Source organism: Actinosynnema sp. NPDC023794 (genome assembly GCF_040639675.1).
Classification (GTDB): Bacteria; Actinomycetota; Actinomycetes; order Mycobacteriales; family Pseudonocardiaceae; genus Actinosynnema; species Actinosynnema luteola.
This window is the reverse complement of record NZ_JBFAFR010000022.1, coordinates 104,752-121,762: the sequence shown is the minus strand read 5'-3', so window position 1 is coordinate 121,762 and position 17,011 is coordinate 104,752. Positions and strand designations below refer to the sequence as shown.

Genomic DNA, 17,011 nt, shown 5'->3' with positions numbered 1-17,011 from the left:
AACGAACCCGTCGCACCCGTCACCAACACCCGACCCGAGAACCGCACCTCAGACCCGGCCCCCGCCACCCGCACCAACCGGGCACCGTGCATCACACCGTCACGCACGACCACCTGCGGCTCACCGGTCCCGAGAACGGCAGCCGGGTCGAGTTCGCCATCGGTGTCCACCAGGACGATCCGACCCGGGTTCTCGGACTGCGCCGACCGCACCAAACCCCACACCGCAGCACCCGCGAGATCCGTGACCTCACCGAACGCCACCGCACCCCGCGTCACCACAACGAGCGACGAACCATCACCACGCGCCAACCAACCCTGCACCTCACCCAGAACCCGCGACACCTCAGCCCGCACCCCAACCGGGTCAGCACCCGCCGCACCAGCCTCCAACACCACGACATCCGCCGACACCGGAGACGCCGACACCGGAGACCACTCCACCCGGAACAACGACTCGAACGTCCCGGCCGCAGCGGCCCCGACCTGCTTCACGTCGACCGGCCGCAGCACCAACGACGCCACCGACGCGACCGGAGCGCCACCGGCGTCCGCGACGTCCAGCGCCACCGCACCCTCGCCCACCGGCGACAACCGCACCCGCACCCGCGACGCCCCTGCCGCGAACAACCACACCCCGGACCACGAGAACGGCAGCACCGCACGCTCACCGAACAACCCGGTGAACGACCCGACGTGCAGGCACGCGTCCAGCAACGCCGGGTGCAGCCCGAACGACCCGCCGTCCACCCCATCGGGCAGCGCGACCTCGGCGAACACGTCGCCACCCAGCCGCCACGCCGACCTCAGCCCCTGGAACACCGGCCCGTACTCCAGGCCCGCCTCCGTGAAGTGCGGGTACGCCCCGGCCACGTCCACGGGTTCGGCGCCGACCGGGGGCCACTCGCTCAACGACTCGCCGTCACCACTCGCACCGGCACGCAGGAGGCCGGTGGCGTGGTGGGTCCACCGCACGTCGGCGGGCGCGTCCTGCGGGCGCGCGTAGACGTCGACCGAACGGCTCGCGGACTCCCCCACCGCGCCGACCACGACCCGCACCTGCGCGCCGCCGCGCTCGGGCAGCACCAGCGGCGCGGTGAGCGTCAGCTCCTCGACCGCACCGCACCCGACCTGGTCACCCGCGCGGATCGCCAGCTCCACGAAACCCGTGCCGGGGAACACGATCGAGCCGCCGACGACGTGATCGGCCAGCCACGGCTGCGCCGAAGCGGACAGCCGTCCGGTCAGCACCACGCCATCGGAGTCCGCGAGCACGACGACCGCACCCAGCAACGGATGGTCGGCCGCGTCGAGGCCCGCCGAGGAGAGGTCACCGAAGCCCGGCTTCACGTCGAGCCAGTACCGCTCGCTCTGGAACGCGTAGGTCGGCAGGTCGACCCGCGTGCCGCGGCCGTCGAAGAACGCCCGCCAGTCGACCGCGCCACCCGTGCCGTGGAACCGGCCCAGGCCCGCCACGAGCGTGACCGCTTCGTCGCGTCCTCTGCGCTGCAACGCGACCGCGCCTTCGACCAGCGCGCTCAGGACACCATCGGGCCCAACCTCGACGAACCTCGTGACACCTGCACCCTGCAACTGCGTCACCGCATCGTGAAACCGCACCGCGTCCCGCACGTGCCGCACCCAGTACTCCGGGTCCGTCACATCACCGGCCGTCGCGATCGGGATCTCCGGTGCCTGGAAACTCAACTCCCGCACCACCGCACGGAAATCGTCCAACATCGGATCCATGAGGACGGAGTGGAACGCGTGCGACACCGACAGCCGCTTCGACCGCTCAAACCGAGCCGCGACCGCCAACACCTCGACCTCGACCCCGGAAACCACCACCGAATCCGGCCCATTCACCGCCGCGATCCCCACGCCGCCGGTCAGCAACGGCAGCACATCGGCTTCGGCAGCCTTGACCGCCACCATCGCCCCACCCTCGGGCAACGCCTGCATCAAACCCGCACGCGCCGACACCAACCGACACGCATCCGACAGCGACAACACACCAGCCACATGAGCCGCAGCGATCTCACCGATCGAATGACCCGCAACCCGATCCGGCCGCACACCCCACGACTCCAACAACCGGAACAACGCAACCTCGAACGCGAACAACGCAGGCTGAGCGAACTCCGTCCGCTCCAACCGCTCCGCATCCTCACCCCACACCACATCCCGCAACACCGAGTCGAACCCGGCCAACACCTCGTCGAACACCCGCCCGAACACCGGGAACACGGCCGACAACTCCCGACCCATCCCCAACCGCTGCGAACCCTGCCCCGTGAACAAGAACGCCGTCTCACCACCGGAACGCGCCACCACCGGCAGCACGTCAGCCAGACCACGCACCAACTCGTCACGATCCCGACCGACCACCACCGCCCGGTGGGTCAACGGCGCGCGGCCCGTGGCCAGTGAGAAGGCGACATCCGTCGGTCGGGCCGCCGGGTTGTCCGACCACCACGCACGGAGCCGCTCGGCCTGCGCGGCGAGCGACGCGGCGTCGTTCCCGGACACCAGCAGCGGCACGACCGGCAGCTCAGCCGTCGCGAGCCCGGCCTCCTCCTCCGGCGCCTGCTCGATGATCACGTGCGCGTTCGTGCCGCTGATCCCGAACGACGACACACCCGCCCGACGCGGCCGACCCTCGACCGACCACTCCCGGGCCTCGGTCAGCAGCTTCACGTTCCCCGCCGCCCAGTCCACGTGCGGCGACGGCTCGTCCACGTGCAGCGTCCGCGGCATCACGCCGTGCCGGATCGCCTCGACCATCTTGATCACACCGGCGACACCGGCGGCGGCCTGCGTGTGACCGATGTTCGACTTGATCGACCCCAACCACAACGGCACATCACGATCACGCCCGTACGTCTCCAACAACGCCTGGGCCTCGATCGGGTCACCCAACGTCGTGCCGGTGCCGTGACCCTCGACGACGTCGACGTCCGCGGCGGACAGCCGGGCGTTGGCCAGGGCCTGCCGGATGACCTGGCGCTGCGACGGACCGTTCGGGGCGGTCAGACCGTTGGACGCGCCGTCCTGGTTCACCGCCGTGCCCCGCAGCACGGCCAACACCGGGTGACCGTTGCGCCGCGCGTCGGACAGCTTCTCCAGCAGCAGCACGCCGACGCCCTCGCCCCAGCCGGTGCCGTCCGCCGCGCCGGCGAACGACTTGCACCGGCCGTCGCGCGACAGACCGCCCTGCTTGCTGAACGCGACGAACGCGCCGGGCATCGACATCACCATCACGCCGCCCGCCAGCGCCATCGAGCACTCGCCGGACCGCAGCGCCTGGCTCGCCATGTGCATCGCGACCAGCGACGACGAGCACGCGGTGTCCACCGTGACGGCGGGCCCTTCCAGGCCGAGGGCGTAGGCGACCCGGCCGGAGATCACCGCGCCGACGCTGGCCGTGCCCAGGTAGGCCTCGGCGAGTTCCGGTGAGCCGTCGAGCAGCGCCGAGTAGTCCTGCAACCCGGACCCGACGAACACGCCCACCGGCGCGCCGCGCACCTCGTCCGGGTTGATGCCGGCCCGTTCGAACGCCTCCCACGACGCGTGCAGCATGAGCCGCTGCTGGGGGTCGGTGACCAGGGCCTCGCGCGGGCTCATGCCGAAGAAGCCGGGGTCGAAGTGGCCCGCGTCGGGCACGAAACCGCCGACGTGGACGTAGCTCGCGCCGGTGCCGTCCGTCGTGCCGCCCACCAGCTCGTCCAGGTCCCAGCCGCGGTCGGCCGGGAACGGGGTGAGCGCGTCGACACCGTCGTCGACCAGCCGCCACAGGTCCTCGGGCGACGACACGCCACCGGGGTAGCGGCAGGCCATGGCCACGATCGCGATGGGCTCCGGCTCGGCGCTCTCGACTTCCCGCAACCTCCGCTTGGTCTGGTGCAGGTCGGCGGTGACGCGCTTGAGGTACTCCAGGAGCTTGTCGTCGTTAGCCATCGTGTTCACGGCGTCCTTTGATTTCGTGCCCCTGCCCGGGGTCAGGAGATTCCGAGCTCGGTGTCGATGAAGGTGAAGAGGTCGTCCGCCGACGCGGCGCGGAGGCGGTCCTCGACGTCGCCCGCAGACCCGCCGACGTCGCCGAGCCGTCCTGCCAACGCCTGCAGGCGCGCCACCAGGCCCAGGCGGGCGATCTCGTCGGCGGACAGGCCGGCGGCGGCCCGTTCCAGCCGGTCCAGCTCGGTGAGCGCGGACGGCGGCTCCGCTTCGCCGTCACCGAGGACCGAGTGCAGGTGGTCGGCGAGCGCGGCGGGCGTGACGTGGTCGAAGACCAGGGTGCTGGGCAGGCTGCGACCGGTGACGGCGTTCAGCCGCGCCCGGAGGTCCACCGCGGCGACCGAGTCGAACCCCAGGTCGGTGAACGTGCGCGCCTGGTCCACCTCGGTCGGGTCGTCGTGACCGAGGATGGCGGCCACCTGCTCGCGCACCGCGCCGAGCACCGCGCCCGCCCGTTCGGCGACGGGCAGCCCGGCCAGGCGGGCGGCCAGCGCCGGTTCCCCCTGCTCGGGCGACGGGTCGGCGAGGACGGCCGCGGCCTCGGGCAGCGCGGCCAGCAGGGGTCGCGGTCGGGCGGAGGTGTAGACGGAGGTGAAGCGGGCCCAGTCGAACTCGGCCACGACGGGCGCCGCGTCGCCGGTTTCCAGCACCCGCCGCAACGCCCGGAGGGCGAGGCCGGGCGCCATCGCCGGCGCGCCGATCCGCCGCATGGTCGCGGCGATCCCGTCGTCGACCATGCCGCCGTCCCAGGAGCCCCAGCCGATGGCGGTGGCGGTGAGGCCGCGCGCCCGGCGGTCGGCGGCCAGGCCGTCCAGGTAGGCGTTGGCGCTGCAGTAGGCGGCCTGCGCCGCGCTGCCCCACACCGCCGACCCGGAGGAGAACAGCACGAACGCGTCCAGCGGCCGGTCGGCCAGCAGGGCGTCGAGGTGCGCGGCGCCGCCGACCTTGGCCGCGCCGACCCGGGCGAACGCCGCCGCGTCCAGCTCGGTGAGCGGGGCCAGCGGTTGGGACGCGCCGGCGGCGTGGACCACGGCGGTCAGGTCCGGCAGTCCGGCGAGCAGCCCTCGCACGGCCTCGCGGTCGGTCACGTCGCACGCGGCGATCGTCACCTCGACGCCACGCGCGGCGAGGTCGGCTTCCAGGTCGGCCGCGCCGTCGGCGGCCCGGCCGCTGCGGCTGGTGAGCACGACGTGCTCGGCGCCGTTGTCGGCCAGCCACCGCGCCACGTGGGCGCCCAGGCCGCCGGTGCCGCCGGTGACCAGCACGGTGCCGCGGGCCCGCCACGGTTCGCCGGGCGTGCCGCCGGACCCGCGGACCAGGCGGCGCGCGAAGACGCCACCCGGTCGGATCGCCACCTCGTGCTCGCCGCGGTCCTCGGCCAGCACGGCGCTCAACTGCCCGACGACCCGCGCGTCCACGTGCGGCGGGAGGTCGACCAGACCGCCCCAGGTGGTCGGCTGCTCCAGGGCGAGGCCGATGCCCAGGCCCCAGGTCGCGCTCTGCCGCGCGTCGACCGGTTCTCCGGTCTCGACGGCGACCGCGCCTGCGGTCGCGCACCACAGGGGCGCGGTGATCCCGGCGTCGCCGAGCGCTTGGGCGAGCACGACGTTGTCCACCAGGCCGCGGGACAGCACGTCACGCTCCTCGGTGCGGTCGAACGCCAGCAGCGACAGCACGCCGTCGGGTCGCGGCACGGCGGCCACCGTCGCCGCCAGCTCGGCCCGTTCGGCGCCGCTCACCTCGACCGGCAGCACCAGCGCGCCGGCGTCGGCGAGCCCGGCGAGCACCGCGTCGAGGCGCGGGTCGTCACACGCGGGGTGCGCGACCAGCCACGTGCCGTCGAGCCGCGCGGCCGGCGGCGTCACCGGGTGCCAGTCGACGCGGTAGCGCAGCGCGTCGGCCGGGTCCACCGCGGGCACGGGCACGTCCCGCCAGTAGCGGCGGCGTTGGAAGGCGTAGGTGGGCAGGTCGACGCGGCGCACGTCCCACCCCGCGAACACCCCGGCCCAGTCGACGGTGACGCCGAGCCCGTGGGCGCGGGCGAGCGCGGCGAACACGTCGTGCCGCTCCGCCCCGTCGGCCCGCACGGTCGGCAGGAACACCGCGTCGTCGTCCTCGACGCAGTCGGGCCCCATCGCGGACAGCACGGGAGCGGGCCCCAGCTCCAGGAACGCGGTGACGCCCTCGGCGTGCAGCCGGCGGACGCCGTCGCGGAAGCGGACGGTGTCGCGGACGTGCCGCACCCAGTAGTCGGCCGTCATGTCCTTCGGGCCGACCGGTTCCCCGGTGAGGGTGGAGACGATCGGGATCGACGGCGCGCGGTAGTCGAGGCCGCGCGCGACCTCGGCGAAATCGGCGAGCACCGGTTCCATCAGCGGCGAGTGGAACGCGTGCGACACCCGCAGCCGCCTGGTCCGGCGGCCGAGGGCGGTGAAGTGGGCGTCGACGGCGTCGACCGCCTCCTCCTCGCCGGAGACGACCACCGACGTCGGCCCGTTGACCGCGGCCACGTCCACGCGGCCGTCCAGCAGCGGGACGACCTCGTCCTCGCTCGCCTCCACCGCGAGCATCGCGCCGGTGCTCGGCAACGCCTGCATGAGCCGGCCGCGGGCGGCGACGAGCACCGCCGCGTCACGCAGCGACAGCACACCGCTCACGTGGGCGGCGGCCAACTCTCCGACCGAGTGGCCCGCGAGCAGGTCCGGCCGCACGCCCCACGACTCGACCAGCCGGAACAACGCCACCTGGAACGCGAACAGCGCCGGCTGGGCGAACTCGGTGCGGTCGAGCCGCCCCGCGTCCTCGCCCCACACCACGTCCCGCAGCACCGGGTCGAACTCGGCCAGCGCCTCGTCCAGGGCGGCGGCGAACACCGGGAACGCGGCGTGCAGCCCGCGTCCCATGCCCAGCCGCTGCGCGCCCTGACCGGTGAACAGGAACGCCGTGCGGCCACCGGGCTTGGCGTGGGCCGTGGACACCCCGGCGGGCGTCGCTGCGCCGTCGGCCAACGCGGTCAGGCCGCGCAGGAGCCCCGGCACGTCCTCGGCCACCACCGCCGCGCGGTGGTCCAGCGCGGCCCGCGTGGTCGCCAGGGAGAACGCCAGGTCGGCCACGTCCACCGCGGGGTCGCGCAGCACGTGGTCGCGCAGCGCCGCGGCCTGCGCGGGCAGCGCCGCCGCCGTGCGGGCCGACAGCAGCAGCGGCACCGCGCCCGGCGCCCGGTCGGCCCGGTCCGGGACCTGTTCCTCGGCGGGCGGCTCCTCGATGATCACGTGGGCGTTCGTGCCGCTGAGCCCGAACGCGGACACGCCCGCGCGGCGCGGGTAGCCGTTGTCCGGCCACGGCGCCTGGTCGGTGAGCAGCCGCACCGCGCCGCGCGACCAGTCCACGTTGGACGACGGCGCGTCCACGTGCAGCGTGCGCGGCAGCACGCCGCGCCGGATCGCCTCCACGACCTTGATCACGCCGCCGACGCCGGCGGCGGCCTGGGTGTGCCCGACGTTCGACTTGATCGACCCCAGCCACAGCGGCCGGTCCGCGGGCCGGCCCCGGCCGTAGGTCTCCAGCAGCGCCACGGCCTCGATCGGGTCGCCCAACGTGGTGCCGGTGCCGTGCGCCTCGACGAGGTCCACCTGGTCGGCCGGCACCTGCGCGTCGGCGAGCGCGGCGCGGATGAGGCGTTGCTGCGCCGGGCCGTTGGGCGCGGTGAGCCCGTTGCTCGCGCCATCGGAGTTGATCGCGGTGCCGCGCACGACGGCGAGCACCGGGTGCCCCTCGCGACGGGCCTGCGACAGCCGCTCCAGCAGCAGCACGCCGACGCCCTCGCCCCACGCCGTGCCGTCGGCGGCGTCGGCGAACGACTTGCACCGGCCGTCCGGCGCCAGCCCGTTGTCCTGGCTGAAGCCGACGAACGACTCCGGGCCGGGCATCACGGTCGCACCGCCCACCAGCGCCGTCGAGCACTCGCCGGAGCGCAGCGCCTGGACCGCCCAGTGCAGGGCGACCAGCGACGACGAGCACGCCGTGTCGACCGTGACCGCCGGGCCGACCAGGTCAAGGAAGTAGGCCAACCGGCCCGAGGCGACGCTGGCCAGTCCGCCGGGACCGGCGCCGATGGCGTAGTCGTGGTAGACGACGCCGGTGAACACGCCGGTCGGCGTGCCGCGCAACGCGGTGGCGTCGATGCCGGCCCGCTCGATCGCCTCCCACGCGGTCTCCAGCAGCAGCCGCTGCTGCGGGTCGGTGTCCCGCGCGTCCCGGGGGCTGATGCGGAAGAAGTCGGCGTCGAACTCCGCCGCGTCGTGCAGGAACCCGCCCCGCGTCACGTAGGTGCGGCCCGGTGTCGCGGGCTCCGGGTGGTACAGCGCGTCGGCGTCCCAACCGCGGTCGGTCGGGAACGGCGAGATCGCGTCGACCCCGCCCTCCACCAGCTCCCACAGCTGCTCCGGCGTGCTCACCCCGCCCGGGAAGCGGCAGCTCGCGGCGACGATCGCGATCGGCTCGTGCCGTCGCTCGTCCGCCTCGCGCAGCTGCCGCTTCGCCTGCCGCAGCTCGGTCGTCGCGCGCTGGAGGTAGTCGCGGAGCTTGTCGTCGTCGCCCATCGCCTCATTCACCCAATCTCACACCGGCCGCGCTCACGTCGTGCGGGCTACGCACCGAACTCACGGTCCAGGGCCGCGAACAACTCCTCGTCGGTGGCCGCCCCGTAGTCGGCGTCGTCGGTCCCGACGCCACCCTGGAGGTCCCGCCACCGGCGCAACACCGCTTCCAGCCGGGTGGTGACGAGCTCCGCGTCACCGTCGAGCGGCCCGGCCGCGGCCAGCGCCGCCTCCAACCGCTCGACCTCGCCGAGCACCGCGCCCGCCGCGCCGCCGTCCTTCGGCTGGACCTCGATCGCGAGGTAGCGGGCGAGGGCCTCGCACGTCGGGTGGTCGAACGCCAGCGTCACCGGCAGCTCCAGCCCCGTCGCCGCGCCGAGCTGACGGCGCAGCGCCACCGCCGCCATGGAGTCGAAACCCAACTCCTGCAACGGCCGGCCCGGCTCCACCGGCGCCACGGTGGCGTGCCCGAGCACGGCGGCCACGTGGGCGCGGACGAGGTCGAGCAGCACCCGGTGCCGGTCCACTTCGGACAGCGGCGCCAGCCTCGCGGCGAGGCCTTCGGTGTCCTCGCCCGCGCCCGCGAGCAACGGGTGCTCCGCCGCGAGCCGCGCCACGGCCGAGGTGTCGGCCCCGACGAGCCAGTACTCGTCACGTTGGAAGGCGTAGGTGGGCAGGTCCACGACCGCGGCGCCGGTGTGCGCGAAGAACGCCCGCCAGTCGACCGCCGTGCCGCGCGCGTGGGCCGTGGCGAGCGCGGTGACGAGCCGGTGCTCCTCGCCGTGGCCACGCCGCAGCGTCGGCACGAACACGTCCGGGCCCGTGCTGGACAGGACGGCGTCCGGCCCCAGTTCGAGCGCGGTGGTCACGCCTTCGCCGACGAAGCGCCGCACCGAGTCGTGGAACCGCACGGCGTCGCGGACGTGCCGCACCCAGTACTCCGGGTCCGTCACGTCACCGCCGGTCGCGATCGGGATGGTCGGCTCGCCGTAGGTCAGCCCCGTCGCGACCGCGCGGAAGTCGTCCAGCATCGGGTCCATCAGCACCGAGTGGAACGCGTGCGACACCGAGAGCCGCTTCACCCGCTCGAACTTCGACGCGACCAGCACCACGTCGGCCTCGACACCCGAGATCACCACCGAGTCCGGCCCGTTGACCGCGGCGATGCCCACGCCCTCGGACAGCAACGGCAGCACGTCGGCCTCGGCGGCCTGGATCGCCACCATGGCCCCGCCCTCGGGCAGCGCCTGCATCAGGCTCGCCCGCGCCGAGACCAACCGGCACGCGTCCGGCAACGACAGCACACCGGCCACGTGAGCCGCCGCGATCTCGCCGATCGAGTGCCCGGCCAGGACATCCGGCCGCACACCCCAGGACTCCAGCAAGCGGTAGAGCGCGACCTCGAACGCGAAGAGAGCGGGCTGCGTGAACTCCGTGCGGTCCAACCGCTCCGCGTCCTCGCCCCACATCACGTCCCGCAACACCGGGTCGAACCCGGCCAGCACCTCGTCCAGCGCGGCGGCGAACACCGGGTACACCCCGTACAGCTCGCGTCCCATGCCCGGCCGCTGCGAGCCCTGGCCCGTGAACACGAACGCGGTGCGCGCGTCCCGACGTGCCCGCTCCACCAGCGGCGGCACCCCGGGCCCGCCGGCCAGCACCGACACCGCGGCCTCCGCCTCGGCGCGGTCCGCCGCGACGATCACCGCCCGGTGCTCCAGCGCGGTGCGGGTGGTCGCGAGCGACAACCCGACGTCCGCCGCACCGCCGCGCGGGTTCGCCGCCAGCAACGCCCCGGCCTGCGCGGTCAGCGCCTCGGCGGTCCGGCCCGACAGCAACCACGGCACCACCCGCGGCTCGACCTCGGGTCGTTCGACGTCCGTCGCCGGCACCGCTTCGAGGATCACGTGCGCGTTGGTGCCGCTGATCCCGAACGACGACACGGCGGCACGGCGCGGGCGCGCCACCGCGGGCCACGCGACCGCCTCGGTGACCGGCCGCACCGCGCCCGACGACCAGTCCACCTGCGTCGACGGCTCGTCCGCGTGCAGGGTCGGCGGCACCACACCGCGCCGCATCGCCTCCACGGCCTTGATCACCCCGGAGACACCGGCCGCGGCCTGGGTGTGACCGAGGTTCGACTTGACCGACCCCAGCCACAGCGGGTCGCCGGTGCGGCCCTGGCCGTAGGTGGCGAGCAACGCCTGCGCCTCGATCGGGTCACCCAGCGAGGTGCCCGTGCCGTGGCCCTCGACCACGTCGACGTCCGAAGTGGACAGACCGGCGCCCGCCAGCGCCCGTCGGATCACCCGCTCCTGCGACGGGCCGCTCGGCGCGGTCAACCCGTTGGACGCGCCGTCCTGGTTGACCGCCGACCCGCGCACCACCGCCAGCACCGGGTGGCCGTTGCGCCGCGCGTCCGACAACCGCTCCACCAGCAGCAGCCCGACGCCCTCGGAGAACCCGGTGCCGTCCGCGCCCGCGCCGTAGGAGCGGCACCGGCCGTCGGCGGACAGGCCGCCCTGCATGCTGAAGTCGACCAACGTCTCCGTCGTCGCCATCACGGTCGCACCGCCCGCCAGCGCCAACGAGCACTCGCCGGCCCGCAGCGCCTGCACGGCCAGGTGCAGCGCCACCAGCGACGACGAGCACGCCGTGTCGATGGTGACGGCGGGGCCCTCGAAGCCGTAGGTGTAGGCGATCCGGCCGGACGCGATCGCGCCCGACGCGCTGTTGAGCGGGTAGTCGTGGTACATGACGCCCGCGAACACGGCGGTGTCGCTGCCCCGCAACGACAACGGGTCGATGCCCGCGCGTTCGAACGCCTCCCACGAGACCTCCAGCAGCAGCCGCTCCTGCGGGTCCATGGTCAGCGCCTCCGCCGGGCTGATGCCGAAGAACCCGGCGTCGAACAGCCCCGCCTCGTGCAGGTACCCGCCGGCGCGGGCGTAGTGCTTGCCGGGCACGCCCGGTTCGGCGTCGAACCCGCCGTCGAGGTCCCACCCGCGGTTGGCGGGCAGGTCGGAGATCACGTCGACCCCGTCCGCCACCACCCGCCACAGGTCCTCCGGCGACCTCACGCCACCGGGCAGCCGGCAGGCCATCGCGACGATCGCGATCGGGTCGTCGTCCACCCGCCGCTCCACGACCTCCGCGCGGGCCGCCACCCGCGCCCCGAGCAGCTCGTCCAGGTAGGCGGCCACGGCCCGGCACGTCGGGTGGTCGAACACCAGCGTGGCGGGCAGCCGGAGCCCGGTCACCGCGTTGAGCCGGTTGCGCAGGTTCAGCGACGAGAGGGAGTCGAACCCGAGGTCGCGGAACACCCGGTCCGGGTCGACCGACCCCGCGCCGTCGTGACCGAGCACCTCGGCCGCGGCGGCACGCACCTCGCCGAGCAGCACGCGGGCACGTTCCTCGTCGCCGAGCGCGGCCAGCCGTTCGGCCGCGGAGGTTTCGCCGACGCTCTGCCGGACGGGCACCCGGGCCAGGTCGCGCAGCATCGGCGGCGCCTCGTTCCGGACGGCCCGCGCCCGCAGTGCGGCCCGGTCCACCCGCGTCAGCGCGACGTGCGCCTCGTCGGTCCGCAGCGCCGTGTCGAACAAGGCCAGTCCCGCGTCCACGTCCAGCGGCGGCAGCCCGAGCGCCGCCATCCGCCGCACGTCCGCGTCGGCGAGCGACTCGCCCATGCCCGTCCCGGTCCACAGACCCCAGGCGAACGACGAGGCGGCCAGCCCGGCGGCGTGCCGGTGCGCCGCCAGGGCGTCCAGGAACGCGTTGGCCGCGGCGTAGTTGGCCTGGCCGGGTCCGCCGAGCGTCGCGGCGAGCGAGGAGAACAGGACGAACGCCGCCAGGTCGAGACCCGAAGTCAGCTCGTGCAGGTGCCACGCGGCGTCGACCTTGGGCCGCAGCACGCGGTCCACCCGGTCCGGCGTCTGGGCCGCGAGCACGCCGTCGTCGAGCACACCGGCCGCGTGGACGACCGCGATCAGCGGGTGCGCCTCGGGCACCGACCCCACCAGCGCCGCGACGGCGTCACGGTCGGCGAAGTCGCACCGGGCAACGGAGACTTCCGCGCCCGCCTCCGTCAACTCGGCCACCAACGCGTCGACACCGGGAGTGTCGGGCCCGCGGCGGCCGGCCAGCAGCAGGTGGCGCACGCCGTGGCCGGCCACCAGCCGTCGGGCGACCTGCGCGCCGAGCCCCGTCGTGCCACCCGTGATCAGCACCGTGCCCTCGGGGGCGAACTCCGGCGCGTCCCCGCCGGCCTCGACCGCCACCAGCCGCGGCGTGGCCAGGACACCGTCCCGCACCGCGACCTCGGACTCGCCACTGGCCACCGCCGCCGCGAGCACCGCTTCCGACTCCGGGCGCCCATCGGTCTCCACGAGCACGAACGCCCCGGGGTTCTCCGCCTGCGCCGCCCGCACCGCGCCCCACACAGGGGCCACGCCCAACCCGTTCGCGTCACCGGTGACGACGACGAGGCGGGAGGACGCCAGCCGAGGCTCGCCCACCCACTCCCGCAACACCCGAACCGTGCGCTGCACGACCGCGTGCACGGCAGCAGGCACCCCAGCCACCGCGCCACCGGTCAGCGCCTCGCCGACCGGCTCGGGCACCCGCCACAGGACGACCTCGGGCACCTCATCACCCGCGAGACCACCCGCGGAGGCGGCGACACCGTCCTCCCACCAGCCGCCGACCTCCAGCCACGCACCGTCCACGCCACCGGCGACCGCGGCGAGCGGCGTCCACTCCACCCGGTAGGGCGTGTCCCGCCGGCCCGACCGCGCGTTCACCTGCTCGGCCGACACCTCCCGGATCACCAGCTCGTCCACCGACAGCACGGGCCGCCCGGTCGCGTCCGCCACCTCCACCCCGGACCCCGCCAACCGCACCCGCAGCGCCGTGGCCCCGGTCGCGTGCAACGTCACCCCGGTCCACGCGAACGGCAGCGCCGTCGGACCACCCTCGTCCGCCGTCACCAGCGCCGCGTGCAGGGCCGCGTCCAACACCGCCGGGTGCAGACCGAACCGGTCCGCGTCACCCCGCGCCTGCTCCGGCAGCACCGCCTCGGCGAACACCTCCTCGCCCCGCACCCACACGGCGCGCAACCCCTGGAACACCGGCCCGTAGGCGTACCCACGAGCCAGCAAGGCCTCGTAAGCCCCGGTCACGTCCACCTCGGTCGCACCGGCCGGCGGCCACGCGCTCAAGTCCATCGAAGGCGCGCGGGCCGCGGACTCCGCGAGCGCGCCGACCGCGTTGCACACCCAGGCGTCGTCGCCCTCCCGCCGCGAGTGCACGGCGACCGACCGCGCCCCGTACTCGTCGGCCACCCCGACGACCAGCTGCACCCGCACGTCCCCGTCGGGCGGCAGCACCAACGGCTCCTGCAACGTCAGCTCGGCCAGCAGGTCGCACCCGACGTGGTCGCCCGCCCGGATCGCCATCTCCAAGAGCGCCGTGCCCGGCAGCAGCACCGCGCCCAACGCGTCGTGATCGGCCAGCCACGGGTGCGTCCGCACCGACAACCGGCCGGTGAACACGTGCCCGCCGCCGTCCGGCAGCTCGACCGCCGCGCCGAGCAGCGGGTGGTCCACCCGGTCCTGGCCGACGGCGGGCAGGTCGGCGGCCGTCGCGACCGGCTCCAGCCAGAACCGGTCGCGGTGGAACGCGTACGTCGGCAGGTCCACCGTCCCCGCGCCGGGGAAGAAGCCGGTCCAGTCGACGGGCGCGCCGTGCACGTACGCCGTGGCCAACGACAGCGCGAACCGGTCCAAGCCCCCGTGGTCACGGCGCAGCGAACCGACCGTCGCCGCCGCCTCGCCGGAGTCCTCCACGGTCTCCTGCAGACCGACCTGGAGCACCGGGTGCGGGCTGCACTCCACGAACAGGCCGTAGCCGTCGTCCAGCAGCGCGCGGGTCGCCTGCTCGAAACGGACCGTCCGACGCAGGTTCGTGTACCAGTAGCGGGCGTCCAACACCGCGGTGTCGTCGAGCTTCCCGCCCGTCACGGTCGAGTAGAAGGCCACTGTGGACGATCGCGGCCGGACCGGTGCGAGCACGTCCAGCAACCGGTCCTCGACCGCCTCGACGTAGTGCGAGTGCGAGGCGTAGTCCACCGGGATGCGCCGGCCCTCGATCCCCGCCTCGGCCAGCCCGGCGAACATCTCGTCCAACGCGGCGGACTCGCCGCACACCACGACCGAACCCGGTCCGTTGACCGCGGCGAGCGACAACCGCCCGTCCCAGCGGTCCACCCACTCCTGCGCACGCGCGCGCGGCAGCGGCACGGACATCATGCCGCCCCTGCCCGCCAGCTCGCCGGCGATTACGGCGCTGCGCAACGCGACGACCCGCGCACCGTCCTCAAGGGACAGAGCGCCGGCCACGCACGCCGCCGCGATCTCGCCCTGCGAGTGACCGACCACCGCGGCCGGCTCCACGCCGTGCGAGCGCCACAACGCCGCGAGCGACACCATCACCGCCCACAACGCGGGCTGCACGACGTCCACGGCCTCCAGCGACGGCGCGCCGGGCTCGCCGCGCAGCACGTCGGTCAACCGCCAGTCCACGAACGGTTCGAGCGCTTCGGCGCACCGGGCCAGGCTGTCGGCGAACACCGGCGCGGTGTCCAGCAGCTCCACCGCCATGCCCGCCCACTGCGAACCCTGCCCGGGGAAGACGAAGACGACACCGGGCTCTTCATGCGCCACACCGCTCACCACAACCGGGCCACCACCCGCGGGACGACCGGCGGCCAGCGCGTCCAACCCGGCCACCAGCTCGGCCCGGTCCGCGCCCAGCACCACGGCCCGGTGCTCCAACGCGGCACGGGTGGTCACCAGCGAACGCCCCACCGCACCCGCCGGCAGGTCGCGCACGGCCGCCGACAACCGCGCCGCCTGGCCGGGCAACGCGTCCGCGGTGCGCGCGGACAGCGGCCACGGCGTCACACCGACGCCCGCGCTGTCCTCGACCGGCGGCGCGGCCTCCGGTTCCGCCTCCTCCAGGATCACGTGCGCGTTGGTGCCGCTCACCCCGAACGACGAGACGCCGGCCCGGCGCGGCCGGTCGCACGCGGGCCACTCGCGGGACTCGGTGAGCAGCCGGACGTCACCCGCGGTCCAGTCCACGTTCGGCGTCGGCTCGTCCACGTGCAGCGTCTTCGGCAGCACGCCGTGCCGCAGCGCCATGACCATCTTGATGATCCCGCCGACCGCGGCGGCCGACTGGGTGTGCCCGATGTTCGACTTGAGCGAGCCGAGCCACAACGGCCGGTCGTCGGGCCGGTCCTGCCCGTAGGTGGCCAGCAGCGCCTGCGCCTCGATCGGGTCGCCGAGCCGGGTGCCGGTGCCGTGCGCCTCGACCGCGTCCACGTCGGCGGGACCCAGTCCCGCGTCCTTGAGGGCGCGGCGGATCAACCGCTGCTGCGACGGGCCGTTCGGCGCGGTGAGGCCGCTGCTCGCACCGTCCTGGTTGGTGGCGCTGCCGCGGATCACCGCGAGCACCCGGTGGCCGTTGCGCCGCGCGTCGGACAGGCGCTCCAGCAGCACCACGCCCGCGCCCTCGCCCCACCCGGTGCCGTCGGCCGCGGCGGCGAACGACCGGCACCGGCCGTCCGGCGACAACGCGCGCTGCTTGCTGAACTCCACGAACGTGTCGGTCGTGGCCATCACGGCGACGCCGCCCGCCAGCGCGAGCGAGCTCTCGCCCGCCCGCAGCGACTGCACGGCCAGGTGCACGGCCACCAGGGACGACGAGCAGGCCGTGTCCACGGTGACGCACGGCCCCTCGAAGCCGAACGCGTACGACACCCGGCCGGAGGCGACCGAGCCGTTGCTGTGCGCCTCCGGGTAGTCGTGGTACATCATCCCGGTGAACACGCCGGTCGGGCTGCCCTTGAGGGACCTCGGGTCGATGCCCGCCCGCTCGAACGCCTCCCACGAGACCTCCAGCAGCAGCCGCTGCTGGGGGTCCATGTAGAGCGCCTCGTTGGGGCTGATCCCGAAGAACGCCGGGTCGAACCCGGCGACGTCGTGCAGGAAGCCGCCCGTGCGGGCGTAGGACTTCCCCGGTCGGCCCGGCTCGGGGTCGTAGATCCCGTCCACGTCCCAGCCCCGGTCACCGGGGAACTCCGTGATCGCGTCCGCGCCTTCGTCGACCAACCGCCACAGGTCCTCGGGCGAGGCCACCCCGCCCGGATAGCGGCACGCCATCGCCACCACGGCAATGGGCTCGGTCGAAGTCGAACCGGAATTCTCCAGTTCGGTTATGCGCCGACGCGCCTCGCGCAAGTCCTGGGTGGCCCTTCTGAGATAGCCGAGAAGCTTTTCGTCGTCGCCCACCGCAGGCACTCCCCTGGTCAGCTTTCTCCCCAACGTCAACCGACGCTAC

1 protein-coding gene and 2 pseudogenes are annotated in these 17,011 nt (G+C 74.4%); all 3 read right to left on the bottom strand.

Annotated features, from left to right (window positions below):
• Positions 1-3,965 (bottom strand): type I polyketide synthase (locus tag AB0H12_RS32720; protein ID WP_499628251.1); only part of this gene is annotated, 3,965 nt, incomplete at its 3' end.
• Between the two features lie 32 nt (positions 3,966-3,997).
• Positions 3,998-8,614: pseudogene (locus tag AB0H12_RS32715) on the bottom strand (type I polyketide synthase); the annotation flags it as partial.
• Between the two features lie 122 nt (positions 8,615-8,736).
• A pseudogene (locus AB0H12_RS32710) lies at positions 8,737-16,944 on the bottom strand (SDR family NAD(P)-dependent oxidoreductase); the annotation flags it as partial.
• Positions 16,945-17,011: the final 67 nt, after the last annotated feature.